This window comes from Streptomyces jeddahensis (genome assembly GCF_001642995.1).
Taxonomy (GTDB): Bacteria; Actinomycetota; Actinomycetes; order Streptomycetales; family Streptomycetaceae; genus Streptomyces; species Streptomyces jeddahensis.
This window is the reverse complement of the sequence record NZ_LOHS01000038.1, coordinates 12,401-35,353: the sequence shown is the minus strand read 5'-3', so window position 1 is coordinate 35,353 and position 22,953 is coordinate 12,401. Positions and strand designations below refer to the sequence as shown.

Here is a 22,953-nt window from a genome sequence, read left to right as displayed (position 1 = left end):
CTGGTCAGTGTAAAAATTAGCCCGAACCTGTCTTCGAAGCAAAGTCCCAGGTCAGAGCCGATTGTCAGTGGCGTACTCCACGATGAGCACATACGGCCGTTGTGCCGTCACACAGACGACAGGAGGTTCGTCATGGCCAGTTCGTCCGCAGCTGCCGCAGGCCGGCGCCGCGCCTCCGGCCCTGCCCCCTCACTGACAGGCCCGGCGATCGACGTGCACCCCGTGCTGCGCCGGGCCACGGCCCCGCCCGCCGCGCTCGACCTGCTCGCCCAGGCCCGCGCGGGACTGGACGAGGCGGCCCTGCTGGAAACCCCGAACGAGCGCTACGCGACAGCCCACCTCGCGGCCCTGCGCACGGCGGCAGCCGTTCTCGCCGTGCGCGGCCGCCCCGAGCCGACGGCGCGACGCCGCGCCAGGATCCGGAGCGCCTGGGAAGTGCTCCCTGAAATCGCTCCCGAACTCACCGAGTGGAGCGCCCTGTTCGCCTCCGGCGCCGAGCGCAGGGCCCGCGCCGAAGCGGGCATACGGGGCGCGGCCAGCCGGCGTGACGCCGACGACCTGCTGCGCGACGTGGCGATGTTCCTGCGCCTGGTCGAGCGGATGCTGGTGCTGCAGCCCGTACTGCCCCAGCCGAGGCCGGACGGCGCGAGGCCGGACGGCGCGGGCGGCGAGGTCCCGGACGCGGGCTGAGGTCCGCCGTGAGTGCGTCCCCGGCATGCGGGGACGGCGGGCGGTACGGATGAACCGGCAGCTGAACGGACAGCTGATACGGATGGCGCGGGCGCCGCTGGGACGGATGCCGGGGCACCGGGCGGAAGGCAATAAGGTGGAGGCGCCTGCATCCTTCCCGTGCCCGACCGGGCTGGGGAAGGCACGCCCATCGCTCCGCCGCACACGAGGCGGTGCCGCGCCGAGGAGTCAACTGCCGTGTCGGACCCGATGCGCCCCCGCGCCTCTCTCCGTACCGCCGTGGTCTGGGAGGTCCTGAAGGACGCCCTCGAGGCCCGGGTGAAAGCCACGGGGCGGGAGTCGCTGGACGTCCTCGACACGGGGGGCGGCAGCGGCAACTTCGCGGTGCCCGTGGCCCGCCTCGGTCACCGTGTCACGGTCGTCGACCCCAGTCCGAACGCACTGTTCGCGCTGGAGCGCCGCGCAGCCGAGGCCGGCGTCGCAGACCGCGTGCAGGGTGTGCAGGGCGACGCCCACGGCCTGTTCGACGTCGCCGAGCGGGGCGGATACGACGTCGTGCTGTGCCACGGCGTCCTGGAGTACGTGGACGACCCGGCCGAGGGGGTGCGCAACGCGGTCGAAGCGCTCCGCCCCTCGGGCGTGCTGAGCCTGCTCGCCGCGGGTCTCGGCGGCGCGGTGCTCGCCCGGGCGCTCGCCGGCCACTTCACGGAGGCCCGGCGCGCGCTCACCGACCCGGCCGGACGCTGGGGCGAAGGCGACCCCGTGCCCCGCCGGTTCACCGCCGAGCAGCTCACCGGGCTGGTGTCGGAGGCCGGCGTGCACGTCGGCGCGGTGCACGGCGTGCGGGTCTTCGCCGACCTGGTGCCGGGCGTCCTGGTCGACACCGAGCCGGGCGCCCTCGAGGCACTGCTCAAGCTCGAGGCGGCCGCCGCCGAGCTGCCGTCCTTCCACTCCGTGGCGACCCAGCTCCATGTGCTCGGTGAGAAGCAGGAGCGCGGCGAAGAGCGCGACGAGACCTGAGCCCGCCGGGCGCACCGGCCGCCGCGCCGCTGATCAGCAGCGCAGCCGCACATGGAGTACGCCACAGGCCCTCCGATCGGGCGTCTCGGGCCGTATGATCGAGGGAGACGGTTCCGGCATGAGGAGTCGGCCGCTGGGGAATGCACGCTTCAGCGAGCCGACGCGCCATGGCGGTCCAGGATGGCGAATTGGCGTAGAGGGGCGGGTTTCACGGGGGCGATTCCCTGCCTATCCTGAAGGGGACCCCCCGGTCGCCCCGGCGACTGCACGATGAGGAGGACTCCGTGCCGCTCTCGGAGCACGAGCAGCGAATGCTCGAGCAAATGGAGCGAGCGCTGTACGCCGAAGATCCCAAGTTCGCGACAGCGCTTGAGGGAAGCGGGCTGCGTACATACACCCGGCGACGGGTCTATCAGGCGGTCGCGGGCTTCCTGGTGGGTATCGCGCTCCTCATGGCCGGAATGGTCGCACAGCAGATCTGGATCAGCGTGGTGGGCTTCCTCGTCATGCTGGGCTGCGCGGTGCTCGCTGTCACCGGCTGGCGCAAGGCGCCGAAGCCGGGTGAGCACCCCGCCCCCGGAGCGCCGGGCGGAGCCGGTCCGACGCGCCGTCAGGGCAGGCAGCGGCGATCCATGATGGACCGCATCGAGGAGCGCTGGCAGCGCCGCCGCGACGAACAGGGCCACTGAGCACCACCGCCTTCCGGCACCTGCCCTTCCCGGGCCGGTGCCGAGCGGTTTTGATACGACAGACGGACGTACGTGAGGGGTGACCACCTTCGGGTGGCCACCCCTTTGCGTACGCGCGCCGGTGCGCTGCCCCCGGCGCTGCCCGCCGAGCTGCGCACGCAGCACTTACGCCCTCCCCGGCCGAAGATCCGGAGCCCGCAATCAGAAGGCCCGGAGCTCAGAGCTCCGGGCCTTCAGCCTCGTACGTAGCGATCAACCCTCCTGTCGGGACGCCCATGGCCGCCGTACCGTCGGCCGGTGCGCCGCCCACCGCTCCGTCCAGCCCGCTCGGAGCGTCGTCCAGCGGTCGGAGAGGGCCCACAGCACCCGGACGGCTGAGCGCGGGGCGAGCATCGCTCGGAGACGCCTGGCTCTGCTCGCCTTGCTGCTCAGGCCGTCCCTCACGCGTCGTACGTCGTCGGCGAGGCCCGCCGGCGGCTGCGGACGCGGTGCGTAGAGGACCTGCTCCACCCCGGCCGCCAGCCGGTGGACCGACTCCGCGGCCTCCGGATCGAGCTGTCCGAGCCGTACGATCCGGGCGGCCGCCTTGCGCGGGGTCTGGGAGTCGTCCGGTGGGATGCCGTGATCCCACGCCGTGTCCGTCGCCTCCAGCCACGCCGCGAGCGCCTGGGTGGCCGCGGCCCTCTTCTCCTCCGAGCTCTCCTCCGAGCTCTCGACTGCGCTCGCGTGGAGGGCGCCCCCATAGACGGGGGAACCGAGCCGGACGGCACGGACCCGCAAGCGCCACAGCAACGGCAGGAGAGGCACCGCGAGCACGGCCAGTACGGCCAGGGCCACGCCCCCGATGAGGCCCCACGGCGGGCCGCCGGCGTCCGAGGGGTCCGTCGCCTGCGGGGCCGTGCTGGCACAGCCGCCCTGCTTCCGCTCCTGCGCCGAGCAGCTCTCGGAGGTCGAGGGCGCCGCGGACGGAGCGGTCGAGGCGCTCGGCTGGGGCACCGCCGGGTTGCTCGGAGTCCCGGCCGGGGTGTTCGAGCGCGTGTAGTCGGGCACCGTGCCGCGGTTCGGGGTCGGCTCGAAGCGGGTCCAGCCCACGCCCTCGAAGTACAGTTCCGGCCACGCGTGCGCATCCCGCAGCCCCACCGCCATCGAGCCGTCGGACTCCGGTGATCCGGGGGTGAAGCCCACCGCAACCCGGGCCGGTATCCCCAGGGTCCGGGCCATCGCCGCCATGGCGAACGAGAAGTGGACGCAGAAGCCTTCCTTCTGCTGCAGGAAGCGCGCGATCGCGGCCGAACCGCTGCCCGCCTCCACCTGCGTGTCGTAGGTGAAGCCGCCCTCGTAGGCGAACCAGTCCTGGAGCTTGACCGCACGCTCGTAGTCGTTCGCCGCACCCTGGGTGACGCGGCGGGCGGTGGCCGCCACCACCGGAGGCAGTGAGTCCGGGACCTTGGTGAACTCGCGCCTCAGGTTCGACGGCGGCGCCGGCGCCGTGGCCAGCTGCCCGGCCGTCGGCTGCACTATCAGGCTCTTCACGTCGTAGTCCGCGCCGCGTGTGGTCTGGCCGCGGTCACCGACGAGCGTGCGGCCCACCGGCTCGTACCGCCAGCGGCCCTCGATGTCCACCTGGCTCGCCGGATACGGCATCGGCAGCCAGTCCTGCGCGTACCAGCCGGCCGCCGTGATGTTCGTCTGGATCTCGGTCCTGCGGACGGACCCGCTGAGGCCCTGCGGGTTCGGGAACGTGTCCGGCACGGGCCCGATGCTGCGTACGGACGGCTTCCATGCCGTGCCGTCGAACTCGTCGAGGGAGACGATCCGCAGGTACAGGTCCTGTGTGTCGTCGGTGTTCGTGCGGTACCTCATGACCTCGCGGTCCTCGGGCTGGTTGAGGCTGTTCTGCAGCGACACCAGCGGGTTCACCGCCGAGATCGTGCCTCCGCCGCCCGGGCCCGTACCGGTGCCCGCTCCGGTGCCGTCCAGCAGGCCGCCGTCCAGCGCGGGCAGGGCCAGCGGCACCACGAGCGCGATGCCCAGGGCCAGCGCGCCGATGCGCCGCCCCGTACGGACCGGGGAGACCGCACCGCCGCCCGGGCTCTCCGGGCCACCGGGCATCCGGCCCGTGCGCGGTGCACCGCCGAAGATTCGGCCCCACTGCGAGAGCCGGTCCCGGCCCTCGGCCAGGAGCAGCATCAGATAGCCGGCGGCCGCGAGCAGGAACCACACCCATCCCGCGCCGCCGTCCGACAGACCGGCGGCGACCGAGTACAGGGCGAGCAGCGGCAGGCCCGCCGGGGCCGCGCTGCGGAAGGTCACCGCGAGCGCGTCCACGGCGAGGCCGATCACCAGGACGCCGCCGACGATCATCAGGCGTATGCCGTCCGACAGCGGTGCCGGTATGGAGTACATCCCGACGTCCTCGGCGCCGTCCTGCAGCAGCAGGCCGAACTCCCGGAACACCTCAGGCCCCGGCAGTACGCCGGCGAACGCCTGCCCGCGCGCGAAGACCAGCGTCAGCAGCAGGAGCGCCACCAGCGCCTGGGCCGCCACCGTCAGCGGCCGGGCCAGCGGCACCCGCCGGGCCAGGGCGCCCACCCCCGCCTGGATCGCCAGCAGGATCGCGGCCTGCACGATCCAAGCCGACGACCGGACCAGCGGCAGCAGCGCACACGAGGCCAGCAACGTGGCCGCAGCCGAACACAACGTCAGCCGCGCCTGCCCGCTCATGACCATCCCCCTGTCGTGGTGCCCGATGGCGCTGACACCGACGAGGCGTGCTGCTGGTCCGCCTGGCGCCACAGGCCGGCGACGGTCGTGCCCGGCGTGGCCGCCAGCGCCGTCCAGCCCGCCTCGCGCAGCAGCCGCAGCCGGTCCCCGGCGTGGGTGGCGGCGGGCGTGCCGCCCGGGCCCGGGGCCCAGGCCGCGCTGTCCAGGACGAAGGCGATCGCGGCACCGCTGCGCCGGCGCATCTTCGCGGCCACCGTCGCCTGCTCCTCGTCGAGGTCGCCGAGGAAGGCGACAAGCAGCCCTTCGTTCCCGCCGCGCAGCAGGTCGTAGGCCCGGGAGAGCCCTGCGCCGTCCGAGTGGTCGATCACCGCCAGGGTGTCCATCATCAGACCGGCCGCGTCGGCCGACTCCTGAGCGGTGCCCGCGAAACCGTCCGAGCCCTCGCCGGGTACGGAGGCGCCGGTGTCCATGAGTAGCCGGACCGAGAAGCCCCGTTCGAGCATGTGCACAAGCACGGACGCGGCGCCGGACACGGCCCACTCGAAGGCCGAGTCGGGGCCCGCACCCTGGAAGGCCAGACGGCGGGTGTCGAGCAGCACCGTGCAGCGGGACCGCCGCGGCTGCTCCTCACGCCGCACCATCAGCTCGCCGTACCGCGCGGTCGAGCGCCAGTGCACCCGGCGCAGATCGTCGCCGTAGCGATAGCCGCGCGGGATGACGTCGTCCTCGCCGGCCAGCGCGAGCGCGCGCTGCCGCCCGTCCCCGTATCCCTTGGCCTCGCCGGTCAGCTTCACCGGCGGCAGCGGCTCGACGCGCGGGACGACGGTCAGCGTGTCGTACGTCGAGAAGGAGCGGGTCAGCTCGCACATCCCGAAGGGGTCCGTCAGCCGCAGCTGGAGCGGGCCCAGCGGATAGCGGCCGCGCAGGTCCGAGCGGACGCGGTACGACACCTCGCGACGGCCGCCCGCCTCCACGCGGTCCAGTACGAAGCGGGGCCGCGGCCCGAGCACATACGGCACCCGGTCCTGCAGCATCAGCAGGCCCGTGGGCAGCCGCGAGACGTTGTCCATCCGGAGGTGGACCCGGGCCTCGGACGCCGCGGGCACCCGCGCGGGGGACAGGCGCCGGCTGCCCGCGACCCGGTAGCGCGTGCGGTACAGCACGAACGTGCAGACCAGCGGCAGTGCGGCGAGCAACAGACCGACCCGCAGCAGATCGCTCTGGCCGAGTACGTACGCGCAGATGGCGGCAGCGACGCCCGCGGCCAGGAAGGAACGCCCGCGCGTGGTCAGCCCGGCGAGTGCCGTGCGCAGCCCGCCCTTCTCGCCGCTCTCGTCGGGTGCCGCCGTCGGCGGCCCCGCGGCCGTCATCACAGACTCCGGGTGCCGGGCGGCTGCTGGCCGTAGACCGGGGAGGCCTGGCCACGTCCGGTGGCGAAGCCGGCGCCCGGCTGGGGCGCCGCGGCGGGTACGGGGGTGCGCTGCAGGATCTCGAGGACGACCTGCTCGGCCGTGCGCCGGTTCAGCTGCGCCTGGGCCGTCGGCAGCAGGCGGTGGGCCAGGACCGCCACGGCCAGCGCCTGCACGTCGTCCGGCAGGGCGAACTCGCGGCCGGCGAGGGCTGCGGCCGCCTTCGCCGCCCGCAGCAGATGGAGCGTCGCGCGGGGCGACGCGCCGAGTCTGAGGTCCGGGTGGGTGCGGGTCGCGGCGACCAGGTCCACGGCGTACCGCCGCACCGCCTCGGCCACGTGCACCTGGCGCACCGCGTCGATGAGCTTCACGATGTCGTGCGCGTGCGCCACCGGCTGGAGGTCGTCGAGCGGCGAGACGCCGCCGTGCACGTCCAGCATCTGCAGCTCGGCCTCGGGGCTCGGATAGCCGATCGACACCCGGGCCATGAAGCGGTCGCGCTGCGCCTCGGGCAGCGGGTAGGTGCCCTCCATCTCGACCGGGTTCTGCGTGGCCACCACCATGAAGGGGCTCGGCAGCTCGTACGTCTGCCCGTCGATGGTGACCTGGCGCTCCTCCATCGACTCCAGGAGCGCGGACTGCGTCTTCGGCGAGGCGCGGTTGATCTCGTCGCCGATCACGATCTGCGCGAAGATCGCGCCCGGCTTGAACTCGAAGTCGCGCCGCTGCTGGTCCCAGATGGACACACCGGTGATGTCCGACGGCAGCAGGTCGGGCGTGAACTGGATACGGCGCACCGAGCAGTCGATGGACCGCGCGAGCGCCTTGGCCAGCATGGTCTTGCCGACGCCCGGCACATCCTCGATGAGCAGATGCCCCTCGGCGAGCAGCACGGTCAGCGAAAGCCGTACGACCTCGGGCTTGCCCTCGATCACAGCCTCGACCGACTTGCGGACTCGCTCCGCGGTGGTGGTCAGATCTGTGAGGCTCGCTCGATCGTCATAGGTCGTCACCCGGCCCTCCTCGGCCCTTTCCCGCGCTCCTTGGGAGCAGGGGACCATTCCAGGGCCGACGCTGCGATGCGGACCGGCCCACCCCGAAACACGGACACCGCACACGAAAAGTTCCGCGTGGTGCCACAAGGGCATTCTTGTTGCCGTTACCGGTTCGTGTCACTCGACTGTGGACAACTGACAGCCTTATGTCAGGTCTTGACGCCGTTTATGGGGCGAGCGCGGCCGATGGCATGCGTCTGCGCGCGTCCGGCCCGAGGGATGGGCGCGCGCAGACGTGAAAGCAACGTGAAAGCGGTCAGGCGGGGTCGATCTCGCGCAGCAGCCCCGTGTGCACGTCGAAGACGAAACCGCGTACATCGTCCTTGTGCAGCAGGAAGGGCGACGTGCGCACCCGCTGCATCGACTGCCGGACGTCCTGGTCGACGTCGCGGAACGACTCCACCGCCCAGGCCGGACGCTGACCGACCTCCATCTCCAGGTCGTGCCGGAAGTCCTCGGTGAGGCTCTCCAGGCCGCAGCCGGTGTGGTGGATGAGGACGACGCTGCGGGTGCCGAGCGCACGCTGGCTGATGGTCAGCGAGCGGATCACGTCGTCGGTGACGACACCGCCGGCGTTGCGGATGGTGTGGCAGTCGCCGAGCTCCAGGCCGAGCGCGGCGTGCAGGTCGAGCCGCGCGTCCATGCAGGCGACGACGGCGACGTGCAGGACGGGCCGGGCGTCCATGCCCGGATCGGTGAAGGCGGCGGCGTACCTCTGGTTCGCCTCGACGAGCCGGTCCGTGACGGTGCCGCCGCCGCGTACGGCGCCCTGGGGCTCTGTGGGTACGGATGCAGAAGTCGTCATGTCTATGAAGGTAATGGTCACGAGCGGATCAGGCTCGATGTGAGGGGTGACAAAGGACGTCAATGGATGGTGTTGTGACCTACTCCACAAGTCCGGCCACGGTGCGGCCGTACGGGTGACCTCGTCCGGTTCACATGATCCTCCACGTCTCCCGCCGGGCACCGGTTCGCGACGCGCAGGCCGGTTGATTGACCGCGCGACACGGTGGACTAAAGTGACGCGAAGCGGGAGGCGAGAGGCTCTCCCCGCTGGACTTTTCATCCCGGAGACGCCCGGTCACCACCGGACAGTGCGGCGGCCGCGCCGGACCTGAGAGGGCGCGCCGTGAGCGAGCGCAGCGAGCGAACCAGACCATGGGGCGCCTCCGACGACGGCCGGCCCGCGCGGAGCAACGCATGAACACCAACGAGACCCGGCACGTCCCGGTCATGCTCCAGCGGTGCCTGGACCTGCTGGCCCCCGCACTGGAGCAGCCGGGCGTCGCCGAACCCGTCGTCGTCGACTGCACCCTCGGCCTCGGCGGCCACAGCGAGGCCCTGCTCAGCCGCTTCCCCTCGGCGCGGCTGATCGGCCTCGACCGGGACAAGGAGGCGCTGCGCCTGTCCGGCGAGCGGCTCGCGCCCTACGGCGACCGGGCCACGCTGGTGCACGCCGTCTACGACGAGTTGCCCGACGTACTCGCCCGGCTCGGCATCCCGCGCGTCCAGGGCGTCCTGTTCGACCTCGGCGTCTCCTCCATGCAGCTCGACGAGGCGGACCGCGGGTTCGCCTACGCCCAGGACGCCCCGCTGGACATGCGCATGGACCAGTCCACCGGCATCAGCGCGGCCGAGGTGCTCAACACCTACCCCGCCGGTGAGCTGGTGCGGATCCTGCGCAGTTACGGCGAGGAGAAGCAGGCCAAGCGGATCGTGTCCGCCATCGTGCGTGAGCGGGAGAAGGAGCCCTTCACCAACAGCGCCCGGCTCGTCGATCTCATCCGCGACGCCCTGCCGCAGGCGGCGAAGCGCACGGGCGGCAACCCGGCCAAGCGCACCTTCCAGGCCCTGCGCATCGAGGTGAACGGCGAGCTGTCCGTCCTGGAGCGGGCCATTCCCGCGGCCGTGGGCGCCCTCGCCGTCGGCGGCCGGATCGCCGTGCTGTCGTACCACTCGCTGGAGGACCGGCTGGTCAAGCAGGTGTTCGCGGCGGGAGCCGCCAGCACGGCGCCGCCCGGGCTGCCCGTCGTGCCCGAGCGCTACCAGCCGCGGCTCAAGCTGCTCACGCGCGGCGCGGAACTGCCCACCGAGGAGGAGGTCGCCCAGAACCGGCGGGCCGCCCCGGCGCGGCTGCGCGGCGCGCAGCGCATCCGCGAGGAAGCTGAATGAGTGGCGTCCGCGGTACGGTGCGGAGGCCGCCCGCACGCGCGTCCGTACGCCGGGGGAGGGGCGAATGAGCAGGAGACCGGAGCTGAGGGGGAGGGCCGCCCGGCTCGCGCGGCTGCTGCCGACGGGCTCCCGCCAGGCCGCGCGCACCCCCTTCGTCCTGCTGGTCGTGGTGCTGCTAGGCGGCGGGCTGATCACGCTGCTGATGCTGAACTCGGCGCTGAACGCGGGGTCGTTCCGGCTGAACGACCTCAAGAAGGAGACCACCGCCCTCACCGAGGAGGAACAAGCCCTCCAGCGGGATGTGGACGCCTATTCCGCTCCTGAGGCGCTGCAGCGCCGCGCCCGTGAGCTCGGCATGGTGCCGGGCGGCACCCCCGCGTTCCTGAACCCCGACGGCACCGTCAAGGGCGTGCCGGGCGCCGTCGCAACGCCGTCCGGCTGGCGCCTGCCGACCGCGACCCCGCCGGAGGCCGTGGCGGGCAACACGGTGGCGCCGTCACCCGCCGCCTCGGCCACCCCGTCCAATGCGGTATCCGCCAAGCCGTCCGCAACCGCATCGTCCCCGGCTGCCGCCACACCTTCGGCCGGCCTCTCCAAGACCCCCCTGGCCGGTACGCCACCGGCCCCCGCCCCGACCCCGAAGCCCTCGAAGCCCTCGCCCACGGCCTCCGGCAGGTGACGGACGTGACCGACAGGGAACCCCCGCGGCGCCGGGTGCCAGGACCCGCCAGGCCCGCGCGCCCCGGCACGCCACGGCGCCCGGGCTCCGGAGCGCGCCCCGCGGCACGCCAGTACCGCGCGGGCGCGCCGAGGCCCCGCCCCCGCGCGTCCGGTCCCCGCATCATCCGCCTCGGCAGCCCGCGCCCCCGGCTGCGCATGGTCAGTCTCGGGCTGACCCTCGTCATGCTGGCCTTCGTGGTACGCCTGCTCCAGGTGCAGGCGGTCGACGCGAGCGCGTACGCCGCCAAGGCCGAGAAGAACCGGTACCTCAGCCACACCCTGACCGCAGAGCGCGGCGCGATCACCGACCGCAACGGCGTCGAGCTGGCGACCAGCGTGGACGCGTACGACATCACGGCCGACCCCACGATGTTCACGCAGAAGCAGACGAAGATCGCGGACGCGCCCGAGCAGGCGGCGGCGCTGCTCGCGCCCATCCTCGACAAGGACCAGGCCGACCTGGCCGCGCAGCTCCGCACTCCCAACACCCGCTACGTCCGGCTGGCTGCCCGGCAGACCCCCCAGGTCTGGAAGCAGATCAAGGACCTGAAGAACGCACTCCAGGCGGAGGCGCAGCGGGACGGCAAGACCGCCAACGTGCTCGCGGGCGTCTTCCAGGACCCCAGCAGCAAGCGCGTCTATCCGAACGGCGATCTCGCCGCCGGGATACTGGGCTGGGTGAACGCCGAGGGCAAGGGCGCGGGCGGCGTGGAGAAGCAGCTCGACAAGGACCTGTCCGGCGAGGACGGCAAGATCACCTATGCCCAGTCGGGCGGCCGCCAGGTGCCCACGGCCGGCACCAGCGAGGTGCCCGCCGTGCCCGGTTCCCAGGTCGAGCTCACCATCGACCGGGACATCCAGTGGGCGGCGCAGAACGCCATCGCCGAGCAGGTGAAGAAGTCCAAGGCAGACCGCGGTTATGTGATCGTGCAGGACACCAGGACCGGCGAGGTCCTCGCCATGGCCAACGCGCCGGGCTTCGACCCGAACGACCTGACGCAGGCCACTTCGGCCGACATGCACAACTTCGCGCTCGAAGACGCCTACGAGCCGGGTTCCACCGCCAAGGTCATGTCCATGGCCGCCGTACTGGAGGAGAACGTCGCCACGCCGGACACCCATGTGACGGTCCCGAACCGGCTGCACCGCGGTGACCGGCTGTTCCAGGACGACGTGAACCACCCGACCTGGTATCTGACGCTCAACGGCGTGCTCGCCAAGTCCAGCAACATCGGCACCATCCTCGCCACCGGCCAGCTCGGCAAGACGCAGGCCGAAGCCAACCGGGTCCTCTACTCGTATCTGCGCAAGTTCGGCATCGGCGGTGCCACCGGGCTGGGGTTCCCGGGCGAGACGGCCGGCATCCTCGCGCCGCCCGACACCTGGTCGACGTCGCAGCAGTACACGATCCCGTTCGGCCAGGGCGTCTCGATCAACGCGATGCAGGCCGCCTCCGTCTACTCGACGATCGCCAACGGCGGCGTACGCGTCGAGCCCACGCTGGTGCGCGGCACCACGGGACCCGACGGGCGCTTCACACCCGCGCCCAAGCCCGAGAAGAACCGCGTCATCAGCGAGAAGACCGCCACGACGCTGTCGCAGATGCTCGAGTCGGTCGTCGACGACGAGCAGGGCACCGGCGTCAAGGCCCGGATCCCGGGCTACCGGGTCGCGGGCAAGACCGGAACCGCCAACCGCGTCGACCCGGTCACCGGCAAGTACCGCGGGTACACCTCGTCGTTCGCCGGCTTCGCGCCCGCCGACAAGCCGCGTGTCACCGTCTACTGCGCCATCCAGAACGCCACGAAGGGCAGCTATTTCGGCGGCCAGATCTGCGGCCCCATCTACAAGACCGTGATGGAGTTCGCCCTGAAGACGCTCCAGGTGCCGCCCACCGGAGCGGAGCCGGCACGGCTGCCCGTCGAGTTCAAGCCCTGAGAGCGACCAGGAACCGCCCGTGAGAACCATCACCCCAGACTCCGGGAACCAGCGCACCCCGCCGACCTCGTTTAGCTCCGGCGGGGCCCCGCCCGGTACGCTCACCGCCGTGCCACATGCTGATCAGTACCACCTCACCCAGAAGGGCGCTCCTGTGACCTATCCAGGGCCGCCACGACCGGTCCAGGCCTCCACGACACCGCTCGCGGAGCTCGCCGATCAGCTGGGGGTCACCGTCCCCGGCACCGCGGAGGTCAGCGGCATCACGCACGACTCCCGCGCGGTGCGCCCGGGCGACCTCTACGCCGCATTGCCCGGCGCCCGCCTCCACGGCGCCGACTACGCCGCGCAGGCCGCAGGCCTCGGCGCCGTGGCGATCCTCACCGACCCCACGGGCGCGGAGCGCGCCGCCGCCACCGGCCTGCCGGTCCTCGTCGTCGACGACCCGCGCGGCCGCATGGGCGAGCTGGCGGCGACGGTCTACGGCCACCCGGGCCGCGACCTGCTGGGGATCGGCATCACCGGTACGTCGGGCAAGACCACGACCGCGTATCTGATCCGGGGCGGGCTCGCCGTCGCCGACGGGACGCCCGGGCTCATCGGCACGGTCGAGACGCGCATCGGCGACGAGCGCATCAAGTCCGAGCGCACCACGCCCGAGGCCACCGACCTGCAGGCGCTGTTCGCCGTCATGCGCGAGCGCGGCGTGAAGTCGCTCGCCATGGAGGTCTCCAGCCACGCCCTGGTCCTCGGCCGGGTCGACGGCTGCGTCTTCGACGTCGCGGTCTTCACGAACCTCAGCCCGGAGCACATGGAGTTCCACTCCGACATGGAGGACTACTTCCGGGCGAAAGCGCAGCTGTTCACGCCGAAACGCAGCAGACAGGGCGTCGTCAACGTCGACGACGAATACGGCCGCAGGCTGGTCAAGGAGGCGTCCGTACCGGTCGTCACCTTCTCGGCGGAGGGCCACCCGGACGCGGACTGGCGCGCCGAGGACGTCGAGGTGGGGCCGATGGACTCCCACTTCACCGCCGTCGGTCCCCGCGGCGAGCGGATCACCGCGAAGTCGCCGCTGCCGGGTCCGTTCAACGTGGCCAACACGCTCGCCGCGATCGTCGCTCTTGCCGTCGCCGGACTCGACCCGCAGGCCGCGGCCAACGGGATCGCCGCCGTGCCGGGCGTCCCCGGCCGCCTCGAGCGCGTCGACGCGGGCCAGCCCTATCTCGCGGTCGTGGACTACGCCCACAAGACCGACGCCGTCGAGTCCGTCCTGCGCGCCCTGCGCAAGATCACCCAGGGCAGGCTGCACGTCGTCCTCGGCTGCGGCGGCGACCGGGACAAGACAAAGCGCGCGCCGATGGGCGCGGCCGCGGCGCGCCTCGCCGACACCGCCGTACTGACCTCCGACAACCCCCGCTCCGAGGACCCCCTGGCCATCCTGGCCACCATGCTCGCCGGCGCCGCCGAGGTGCCGGCCCACGAACGCGGCGAGGTCCAGGTCTTCGAGGACCGGGCCGCCGCCATCGCCGCCGCCGTCGCCCTGGCGCGGCCCGGCGACACCGTGCTGGTGGCCGGCAAGGGCCACGAGCAGGGCCAGGACATCGCCGGCGTGGTCCGTCCCTTCGACGACCGCCAGGTGCTTCGCGAAGCTATCCAGAACACCCAGGGATGAAGTTGTGATCGCCCTCTCCCTCGCCGAGATCGCTGAAATCGTCGGCGGGCAGACCCACGACATACCGGATCCGTCCGTGACCGTCACCGGACCGGTCGTCCGGGACTCCCGCGAGGTGGAGCCCGGCAGCCTCTTCGTCGCGTTCGCCGGCGAGCGCGTCGACGGCCACGACTTCGCCGCCGACGTGGTCGCCGCGGGCGCGGTCGCCGTGCTGGCAGCGCGGCCGGTCGGGGTCCCCGCCATCGTCGTCGACGACGTGCAGACCGCGCTCGGCGCCCTCGCCCGGGCCGTGGTCCAGCGGCTCGGCGCCACCCTCGTCGCCCTCACCGGCTCGGCGGGCAAGACCAGCACCAAGGACCTCATCGCCCAGGTGCTCCGGAGCAAGGCCCCGACGGTCTTCACGCCCGGCTCCCTCAACAACGAGATCGGGCTGCCGCTCACCGCGCTCACCGCCACCGAGGAGACCCGCTACCTCGTCCTGGAGATGGGCGCCCGCGGCATCGGCCACATCCGCTACCTGGCGGGCCTGACGCCGCCGAAGATCGGCGTCGTGCTCAACGTCGGCAGTGCGCACATCGGCGAGTTCGGCGGCCGTGAGCAGATCGCCGAGGCGAAGGGGGAGCTCGTCGAGGCCCTGCCCGAGGACGGCGCGGCCGTCCTCAACGCCGACGACCCCCTCGTACGCGCGATGGCCTCACGGACGAAGGCGCGAGTGATCCTCTTCGGAGAATCGGACGACGCGGACGTACGCGCCGAAAACGTCCGGCTCACGGAGGCCGGCCACCCCTCGTTCAGGCTTCTCACACCCTCCGGGTGCAGCGACGTGACCATGCGCCTGTACGGTGAGCACCACGTGTCGAACGCGCTCGCCGCGGCCGCCGTCGCCCATGAGCTGGGCATGTCCGCGGAAGAGATCGCCCTCGCGCTCTCCGAGGCGGGCTCCCTCTCCCGCTGGCGGATGGAGGTCACCGAGCGCCCGGACGGCGTGACGGTCGTCAACGACGCCTACAACGCGAACCCCGAGTCCATGCGGGCCGCCCTGCGCGCGCTCGCCGCGATGGGCGAGGCCGCACGGGCCAAGGGGGGCCGCACGTGGGCGGTGCTCGGTCAGATGGCCGAGCTCGGTGACGAGGCGCTCGCCGAACACGACGCGGTCGGACGGCTCGCCGTCCGGCTGAACGTGGGCAAGCTCGTCGCGGTCGGCGGCAGGGAAGCCGCCTGGCTGCAGATGGGCGCATACAACGAGGGTTCGTGGGGTGAGGAGTCGGTGCACGTGTCCGACGCACAGGCGGCCGTCGACCTGCTGCGCAGCGAGCTGCGCCCGGGCGACGTCGTACTCGTGAAGGCCTCCAGGTCGGTGGGCCTGGAGCGGGTTGCAATGGCGCTGCTCGAACAGGACACGGCCGCCGCCGAGGGTGAGGTTGCCGCCCGATGATGAAGCAGATCCTGTTCGCAGGAGTCATTGGCCTCTTCCTGACCCTGATCGGCACCCCGCTGCTGATCAAACTCCTTGCCCGCAAGGGCTACGGCCAGTACATCCGCGACGACGGCCCGAAAGAGCACCACAGCAAGCGCGGTACGCCGACCATGGGCGGCATCGCCTTCATCCTGGCGACGATCGCCGCGTACTTCCTGTCCAAGATGATCACGGGCTACTCGCCGACCTTCTCCGGCGTGCTGGTGCTCGGCCTGATGGGCGGCATGGGCCTGGTCGGCTTCCTGGACGACTACATCAAGATCGTCAAGCGACGCTCGCTGGGCCTCAGGGCCAAGGCGAAGATGGCCGGACAGCTGATCGTCGGCATCACCTTCGCGGTCCTCGCGCTCCAGTTCGCCGACAACCGCGGCAACACCCCGGCCTCCACCAAGCTCTCCTTCGTGCAGGACTTCGGCTGGACCATCGGCCCGGTGCTATTCGTCATCTGGGCACTGTTCATGATCCTCGCGATGTCGAACGGCGTGAACCTCACCGACGGTCTCGACGGCCTCGCCACCGGCGCCTCTGTGCTCGTCTTCGGCGCCTACACCTTCATCGGCGTCTGGCAGTTCCAGGAGTCCTGCGCCAACGCGACGACCCTGACCAACCCGGCCGCCTGCTACGAGGTGCGAGATCCGCTCGACCTCGCCGTGGTCGCATCCGCGCTGATGGGCGCCTGCCTCGGCTTCCTGTGGTGGAACACGTCGCCCGCCAAGATCTTCATGGGCGACACCGGCTCGCTCGCCCTCGGCGGCGCGCTCGCGGGCCTGGCGATCTGCTCGCGCACCGAGCTGCTGCTCGCCATCCTCGGCGGTCTGTTCGTCCTGATCACCATGTCCGTGGTCATCCAGGTAGGCTCGTTCCGCCTCACCGGAAAGCGCGTCTTCCGGATGGCCCCGCTGCAGCACCACTTCGAGCTCAAGGGATGGTCCGAGGTCCTCGTCGTGGTCCGCTTCTGGATCATCCAGGGCATCTGTGTGATCGTCGGACTGGGGCTCTTCTACGCGGGATGGGCGGCCGACAAGTGACCGACTGGCAGGGCAAGCACGTCACCGTCGCCGGGCTCGGCGTCTCCGGTGTCCCGGCGGCCAGGGTCCTGCGCGGCCTCGGCGCGGTCGTCACCGTCGTCAACGACGGCGACGACGAGCGCTCCCGCAAGCAGGCCGCCGAGCTGGAGGCCGAAGGCATCACGGTGCGGCTCGGTGACGGCGCAACCCTGCCCGAGGGCACGGAACTCATCGTCACGGCGCCAGGCTGGAAGCCGGACAAGCCGCTGTTCGCCGCAGCCGCCGAGGCGGGCGTCCCTGTCTGGGGCGACGTCGAACTGGCCTGGCGCCTGCGCGGCCCCGACGCCGCTCCCTGGCTCGCGGTCACCGGCACCAACGGCAAGACCACGACCGTCCAGATGCTCGCCTCGATCCTCGAGGCGGCAGGGCTGCGCACGGCCGCCGTCGGCAACATCGGGGTCTCCCTGCTGGACGCCGTCCTCGGTGACGAGAAGTACGACGTCCTCGCGGTCGAGCTCTCCAGCTACCAGCTCCACTGGGCGCCCTCCCTGCGTGCCCACTCCGCGGCCGTGCTGAACCTGGCCCCCGACCACCTCGACTGGCACGGCTCCATGGAGGCGTACGCCGCCGACAAGGGCCGCATCTACGAGGGCAACAAGGTCGCCTGCGTCTACAACGTCGCCGACAAGGCCACCGAGGACCTGGTGCGCGCGGCCGACGTCGAGGAGGGCTGCCGCGCGATCGGCTTCACGCTCGGCACGCCAGGGCCGTCCCAACTCGGCGTCGTGGACGACATCCTCGTCGACCGCGCCTTCGTCGAGAACCGGCAGAAGCAGGCCCAGGAGCTCGCCCAGATCTCCGACGTCAACCCACCGGCCCCGCACAACATCGCCAACGCACTGGCCGCCGCCGCCCTGGCGCGCGCCTTCGGCGTCGAGCCGGCCGCCGTACGGGACGGCCTGCGGGCCTTCCGGCCCGACGCGCACCGCATCGCGCATGTCGCCGACGTCGACGGCGTCGCCTACATCGACGACTCCAAGGCCACCAACACCCATGCCGCGGAAGCCTCGTTGGCCGCGTACGACTCGATCGTGTGGATCGCGGGCGGACTCGCCAAGGGCGCGACCTTCGACGAGCTGGTCGCCAAGTCGGCGAAGCGGCTGCGGGGTGCCGTCCTCATCGGGCAGGACCGCGCCCTGATCCGCGAGGCGCTCGCGCGACACGCGCCCGAGGTGCCGGTGGTGGACCTCGACCGGACGGACACTGGGGCGATGTCGGCGGCGGTACGGGAGGCGGCGCGGCTCGCCGTGCCGGGGGACACGGTGCTGATGGCTCCGGCCTGTGCGTCGATGGATATGTTCACCAACTACAACAAGCGCGGTGAGGCGTTCGCGGAGGCGGTTCGCGCCCTTGGCGCCGTAGGCGCCTGAAACGGGGCCCCGTCGTCCGCGGGTGCCCCGCGATCCCTGGGAGGGACGCGTGGCAGCGTTGTGGCTGAGGTTTCGTCGGCGGCTACCCGCCGGTGGTCGTCCGCTGTGCCAGCCCGTCCCGCCTAGCGGGACGATCTCCCACAGCGGTGGGGGTGCTGCCGATGGCCAGTAGCTCCAGTCGTGCTCCTGCCAAGCGGGCCCCCGTACGCCCCGCTCCTCCCCGTCCCCCGCGCGAGAACCCCCTCCAGCGGTTGCACACCCAGGCGCGGCGGGCCTGGGATCGGCCGCTCACCGCGTACTACGTGATCCTCGGCAGCAGTCTGCTGATCACCGTGCTCGGGCTTGTGATGGTGTACTCGGCGTCGATGATCAAGGCGCTGCAGTTGTCGCTGCCCGCCTCGTACTTCTTCCGGAAGCAGTTCGTGGCCGCCATGATCGGTGGGCTGCTGCTGCTGATCGCCGCGCGGATGCCGGTCAAGCTGCACCGCGCGCTGGCGTACCCGATACTCGCCGGATCCGTCTTCCTGATGGTCCTCGTGCAGATCCCGGGGATAGGGATGGCGGTCAACGGCAACCAGAACTGGATCTCGCTGGGCGGGCCCTTCCAGCTGCAGCCCAGTGAGTTCGGCAAGCTGGCGCTCGTGCTGTGGGGGGCCGATCTGCTCGCCCGCAAGCAGGACAAACGGCTGCTGACCCAGTGGAAGCACATGCTGGTGCCGCTGGTTCCGGTCGCCTTCCTGCTGCTCGGGCTGATCATGCTCGGCGGCGACATGGGCACGGCGATCATCCTGACCGCGATCCTCTTCGGGCTGCTGTGGCTGGCCGGGGCGCCGACCCGGCTCTTCGCGGGAGTCCTCGGCATCGCGGCCGTGATCGGGCTGATCCTCATCAGGACCAGCCCCAACCGTATGGCCCGGCTCGCCTGCATCGGCGCGACCGAACCGGGACCCGGCGACCAGTGCTGGCAGGCCGTGCACGGCATCTACGCCCTGGCCTCCGGCGGACTCTTCGGTTCCGGCCTCGGTGCGAGTGTGGAAAAATGGGGTCAACTGCCCGAGGCCCACACGGACTTCATCTTCGCCGTCACCGGGGAGGAACTCGGTCTGGCAGGGACGCTGTCGGTGATCGCACTCTTCGCGGCTCTAGGCTATGCGGGTATCCGCGTGGCTGGACGCACGGAGGACCCCTTCGTGAGGTACGCCGCGGGAGGCGTGACCACCTGGATCACGGCCCAGGCCGTGGTCAACATCGGTGCGGTGCTCGGCCTGCTGCCGATCGCCGGAGTCCCGCTCCCGCTGTTCTCCTACGGTGGGTCCGCCCTGCTGCCGACCATGTTCGCCGTCGGGCTGCTGATCGCCTTCGCGCGCGAGGAACCCGCTGCACGGGCGGCGCTTGCGATGCGGCAACCTGTCTTTGGTAGAAAGCGGGCTGCGGTGAGAGGCTCCGAGACCGGTCGGGGGCCTCGGAGATGGAACACGATGCGACGGCGCGCCACGGCGCGTCCGTCCGGAGAGCGGTGAATTTCGGTGCATGTCGTACTCGCCGGTGGGGGGACCGCCGGCCACATCGAGCCCGCGCTCGCCCTCGCGGACGCCCTGCGCAGGCAGGACCCGACCGTGGGGATCACGGCCCTCGGCACGGAGCGTGGACTCGAGACCCGTCTCGTCCCTGAGCGGGGTTACGAACTCGCGCTGATCCCCGCCGTCCCGCTGCCCCGCAAGCCCACGCCCGAGCTGATCACCGTCCCCGGACGGCTGCGCGGCACGATCAAGGCGGCGGAGCAGATCCTGGAGCGCACCAAGGCGGACGCGGTCGTCGGCTTCGGCGGCTACGTGGCGCTGCCCGGCTATCTGGCGGCCAAGCGGCTCGGCGTGCCGATCGTGGTGCACGAGGCCAACGCCCGCCCGGGCCTCGCCAACAAGATCGGCTCCCGGTACGCGGCCCAGGTCGCGGTCGCCACCCCGGACAGCAAGCTCCGGAACGCCCGCTACATCGGAATCCCGCTGCGGCGCTCCATCGCCATGCTCGACCGCGCCGCCGCGCGCCTCGAAGCCCGCGCCGCCTTCGGGCTCGACCCGAACCTGCCGACGCTGCTCGTCTCCGGCGGCTCGCAGGGCGCCCGCCGCCTCAACGAGGTCGTGCAGCGCGTCGCCCCGCTCCTCCAGCAGTCCGGCATCCAGGTCCTGCACGTGGTCGGCCCCAAGAACGAACTGCCGCGCGTGGACAACATGCCGGGAATGCCGCCCTACATCCCGGTACCGTACGTGGACCGGATGGACCTCGCGTACGCCGCGGCCGACATGATGCTCTGCCGCGCGGGCGCGATGACCGTCGCCGAACTGTCCGCCGTCGGGCTCCCGGCCGCCTACGTCCCGCTGCCCATCGGCAACGGAGAGCAGCGGCTGAACGCCCAGCCGGTGGTCAAGGCCGGCGGCGGGCTCCTCGTCGACGACGCCGAGCTCACGCCCGAGTGGGTGCAGGGCAACGTCCTGCCGGTGCTGGCTGACCCGCACCGGCTGTACGAGATGTCCCGCGCCGCCGCCGAGTTCGGCCGCCGGGACGCCGACGAGCTGCTGGTCGGCATGGTGTACGAGGCGATCGCCTCGCGCCACTAGGACACCGCGCGCATGTGAGAGAAGGCAGGGCACCGTGGCCGGAGCGACGACCGCCGAGAGCGGGGAACGGCAGCCGTCTGCGTCCGGCCCTCCCCGGCCGCCGGGACCCGGCGGCCGGCCCCCGCTCCGGGTGCGGCGCCTCCGCGTCCTGATCCTGCTGCTCGCCGTCGCCGCCCTGCTGGGTGCGGGGGCCGTCTGGGTGCTCTACGGCTCGCAGTGGCTGCGCGTCGAGAAGGTCACGACATCGGGCACCCAGGTGCTGACGCCCGGAGAGGTGCGCGCGGCGGCCGGTGTTCCGGTCGGTTCGCCGCTGATTTCAGTCGACACCGATGCCATTGAGGATCGGTTGCGCCGGAAATTGCCCCGAATTGACTCGGTTGATGTCGTCCGATCCTGGCCGCATGGAATCGCACTCAAAGTGACCGAACGGAAGCCGGTACTCCTTATCAAAAAGGGCGAAAAGTTCGTCGAAGTGGACGCCGAAGGGGTCCGTTTCGCTACCGTCGGCAACGCTCCGAAGGGCATCCCGGCACTGGAATTGACGGCGGATCAGTCCGCGAGCCGACAGCGCTTCGGGCCGGACCGTCTCGTGCGGGAAGCCGTACGGGTCGCCGGTGACCTGCCGGCCGCGGTCGCCCGGGACACACGCGTCGTCAAGGTCCGTACCTACGACTCCATCTCGCTGGAGCTGACCGACGATCGCACCGTCGCCTGGGGGAGCAGCGAAAGGGGTCGCGCGAAGGCTGCCACACTCTCCGCCCTGATGAAAGCAGCCCCCGGCGCGAGGCACTTCGACGTCAGCGTTCCCACCGCCCCGGCGGCGTCAGGGAGTTGACGGACGTCGTCGCAGGCCAGCACCCTGGTTGTTCATCGCTATGGGTGATCACATAGGGTGAAAAGAAAAACGGGAGGTTCGGCGTGTTCGTTGAACGTGCGCCACTTGTCGACTTAGTGTCCTGTTCGGAAGGGTCAAACGAAAACCAGCAACAGGCACACTGGTAACCCTAAACTTCAGGGTTAGGGTTCGGGTCGGCGTTCGGACCGTCCCATTCGGCATCAGTCGTCGGTTCGCAGCACCCGCGAGGCGGCGACACGTAACTCGAGGCGAGAGGCCTTCGACGTGGCAGCACCGCAGAACTACCTCGCAGTCATCAAAGTCATCGGTGTCGGCGGCGGTGGTGTCAATGCCATCAACCGGATGATCGAGGTCGGTCTCAAGGGCGTCGAGTTCATCGCCATCAACACCGACGCGCAAGCTCTGTTGATGAGCGACGCCGACGTCAAGCTGGACGTCGGCCGTGAACTCACGCGCGGACTCGGCGCCGGAGCCAACCCGGCCGTCGGCCGCAAGGCCGCAGAGGACCACCGCGAGGAGATCGAGGAGGTCCTCAAGGGGGCCGACATGGTCTTCGTCACCGCCGGCGAAGGTGGCGGCACCGGCACCGGCGGCGCCCCCGTCGTGGCCAACATCGCGCGCTCCCTCGGCGCCCTCACCATCGGCGTCGTCACGCGCCCGTTCACCTTCGAGGGCCGCCGCCGCGCCAACCAAGCGGAGGACGGCATCGCCGAGCTCCGCGAAGAGGTCGACACCCTCATCGTCATCCCGAACGACCGGCTGCTGTCCATCTCGGACCGCCAGGTCAGCGTCCTCGACGCGTTCAAGTCGGCCGACCAGGTGCTGCTCTCCGGTGTCCAGGGCATCACCGACCTCATCACCACGCCGGGCCTGATCAACCTCGACTTCGCCGACGTCAAGTCTGTGATGTCCGAGGCCGGTTCGGCGCTCATGGGCATCGGCTCGGCCCGCGGCGACGACCGCGCGGTGGCCGCGGCCGAGATGGCCATCTCCTCGCCGCTGCTCGAGGCGTCCATCGACGGTGCCCGCGGCGTGCTGCTCTCCATCTCCGGCGGCTCGGACCTCGGCCTCTTCGAGATCAACGAAGCCGCACAGCTGGTCAGCGAGGCCGCCCACCCCGAGGCCAACATCATCTTCGGTGCGGTCATCGACGACGCCCTCGGCGACGAGGTCCGGGTGACCGTGATCGCGGCCGGCTTCGACGGCGGTCAGCCCCCGGCCAAGCGGGACAACGTCCTGGGCGCGTCCTCCGCCAAGCGCGAGGAGCCCGCTCCGGCCCGCCCCTCCGAGACCCGCCCGGCCTTCGGCGGCCTCGGCAGCGTCACCCCCCGCGAGGACAACGCCTCCGCGGAGCCCGAGCCGGTCGCCGCGAGCGAGCTGCCGCCCCCGGTGCCGCCGTCCCGGACGTACTCGGACAGCGCGGCCGAGGAGCTGGACGTACCGGACTTCCTGAAGTGACGGGCCGGACACGCTGAA

The 22,953-nt window shown here is 71.6% G+C and carries 18 protein-coding genes; 14 read left to right on the top strand and 4 right to left on the bottom strand.

Features of this window, described 5'->3' with window-relative positions:
• Positions 1-132: 132 nt before the first annotated feature.
• The 3 genes from STSP_RS05000 (at position 133) to STSP_RS04990 (ending at position 2,399) form a co-directional block, all read left to right on the top strand.
• The gene (locus STSP_RS05000) at positions 133-690 is read left to right on the top strand and encodes an SAV_6107 family HEPN domain-containing protein (protein WP_067272579.1); all 558 of its coding nucleotides are present in this window, start codon (positions 133-135) and stop codon (positions 688-690) included.
• A gap of 237 nt (positions 691-927) precedes the next feature.
• Complete coding sequence (locus STSP_RS04995; RefSeq protein WP_067272576.1) at positions 928-1,710, top strand: methyltransferase; 783 nt, start codon at positions 928-930, stop codon at positions 1,708-1,710.
• Positions 1,711-1,994: 284 nt separating this feature from the next.
• Positions 1,995-2,399, top strand: a complete 405-nt coding sequence (locus tag STSP_RS04990) for a DUF3040 domain-containing protein (RefSeq protein ID WP_067272573.1) — start codon at positions 1,995-1,997, stop codon at positions 2,397-2,399.
• A gap of 252 nt (positions 2,400-2,651) precedes the next feature.
• Here STSP_RS04990 and STSP_RS04985 read toward each other — a convergent pair whose 3' ends face one another.
• The 4 genes from STSP_RS04985 to STSP_RS04970 all read right to left on the bottom strand — a co-directional run bounded on the left by STSP_RS04985 (position 2,652) and on the right by STSP_RS04970 (position 8,392).
• Complete coding sequence (locus STSP_RS04985) at positions 2,652-5,123, bottom strand: transglutaminase TgpA family protein (RefSeq protein WP_067272634.1); 2,472 nt, start codon at positions 5,121-5,123, stop codon at positions 2,652-2,654.
• On the bottom strand, positions 5,120-6,493 hold the full coding sequence (locus tag STSP_RS04980; protein WP_067272570.1) for a DUF58 domain-containing protein: 1,374 nt from the start codon (positions 6,491-6,493) through the stop codon (positions 5,120-5,122). The genes STSP_RS04985 and STSP_RS04980 overlap by 4 nt, the downstream gene beginning before the upstream one ends.
• A complete protein-coding gene (locus STSP_RS04975) occupies positions 6,493-7,545 on the bottom strand; it encodes an AAA family ATPase (protein ID WP_067272569.1) in 1,053 nt (350 codons plus the stop codon). Before STSP_RS04975 ends, STSP_RS04980 begins: the two co-directional genes overlap by 1 nt.
• 298 nt (positions 7,546-7,843) lie before the next feature.
• A complete protein-coding gene (locus STSP_RS04970) occupies positions 7,844-8,392 on the bottom strand; it encodes a beta-class carbonic anhydrase (RefSeq protein ID WP_067272566.1) in 549 nt (182 codons plus the stop codon).
• A 395-nt stretch (positions 8,393-8,787) separates the two neighbouring features.
• Between STSP_RS04970 and rsmH the strand changes: the two genes are divergently transcribed.
• From rsmH to ftsZ, 11 genes are all read left to right on the top strand, one after another.
• The gene (rsmH, locus tag STSP_RS04965) at positions 8,788-9,759 is read left to right on the top strand and encodes a 16S rRNA (cytosine(1402)-N(4))-methyltransferase RsmH (RefSeq protein WP_067272564.1); all 972 of its coding nucleotides are present in this window, start codon (positions 8,788-8,790) and stop codon (positions 9,757-9,759) included.
• Between the two features lie 64 nt (positions 9,760-9,823).
• A complete protein-coding gene (locus STSP_RS04960) occupies positions 9,824-10,438 on the top strand; it encodes a hypothetical protein (RefSeq protein ID WP_067272562.1) in 615 nt (204 codons plus the stop codon).
• Between the two features lie 5 nt (positions 10,439-10,443).
• Positions 10,444-12,417 carry a peptidoglycan D,D-transpeptidase FtsI family protein gene (locus tag STSP_RS04955; protein ID WP_269801024.1) on the top strand — a complete coding sequence of 658 codons (1,974 nt, stop codon included), beginning with the start codon at positions 10,444-10,446 and terminating at the stop codon, positions 12,415-12,417.
• A 19-nt stretch (positions 12,418-12,436) separates the two neighbouring features.
• Positions 12,437-14,092, top strand: coding sequence for a UDP-N-acetylmuramoyl-L-alanyl-D-glutamate--2,6-diaminopimelate ligase (locus STSP_RS04950; RefSeq protein ID WP_078066887.1), 1,656 nt, complete (start codon positions 12,437-12,439; stop codon positions 14,090-14,092).
• Positions 14,093-14,096: 4 nt separating this feature from the next.
• Positions 14,097-15,527 (top strand): UDP-N-acetylmuramoyl-tripeptide--D-alanyl-D-alanine ligase, encoded by a 1,431-nt coding sequence (locus STSP_RS04945; RefSeq protein ID WP_067272548.1) that lies wholly within the window; start codon positions 14,097-14,099, stop codon positions 15,525-15,527.
• Positions 15,524-16,597: a phospho-N-acetylmuramoyl-pentapeptide-transferase gene (gene mraY, locus STSP_RS04940; RefSeq protein WP_067272546.1), complete on the top strand. Its 1,074-nt coding sequence runs from the start codon at positions 15,524-15,526 to the stop codon at positions 16,595-16,597. Before STSP_RS04945 ends, mraY begins: the two co-directional genes overlap by 4 nt.
• Complete coding sequence (murD, locus tag STSP_RS04935; protein ID WP_067272543.1) at positions 16,579-18,006, top strand: UDP-N-acetylmuramoyl-L-alanine--D-glutamate ligase; 1,428 nt, start codon at positions 16,579-16,581, stop codon at positions 18,004-18,006. The genes mraY and murD overlap by 19 nt, the downstream gene beginning before the upstream one ends.
• Positions 18,007-18,167: 161 nt before the next feature.
• Positions 18,168-19,526 carry a putative lipid II flippase FtsW gene (ftsW, locus tag STSP_RS04930; protein ID WP_067272631.1) on the top strand — a complete coding sequence of 453 codons (1,359 nt, stop codon included), beginning with the start codon at positions 18,168-18,170 and terminating at the stop codon, positions 19,524-19,526.
• Positions 19,527-19,532: 6 nt separating this feature from the next.
• Entirely contained in the window at positions 19,533-20,621 is a 1,089-nt protein-coding gene (gene murG / locus STSP_RS04925) for an undecaprenyldiphospho-muramoylpentapeptide beta-N-acetylglucosaminyltransferase (protein WP_067272540.1), read from the top strand.
• 34 nt (positions 20,622-20,655) lie between these two features.
• Positions 20,656-21,456 (top strand): cell division protein FtsQ/DivIB, encoded by an 801-nt coding sequence (locus tag STSP_RS04920; protein WP_067272537.1) that lies wholly within the window; start codon positions 20,656-20,658, stop codon positions 21,454-21,456.
• A 285-nt stretch (positions 21,457-21,741) separates the two neighbouring features.
• Complete coding sequence (gene ftsZ, locus STSP_RS04915; RefSeq protein WP_067272534.1) at positions 21,742-22,935, top strand: cell division protein FtsZ; 1,194 nt, start codon at positions 21,742-21,744, stop codon at positions 22,933-22,935.
• The last annotated feature ends 18 nt before the right edge of the window (positions 22,936-22,953 follow it).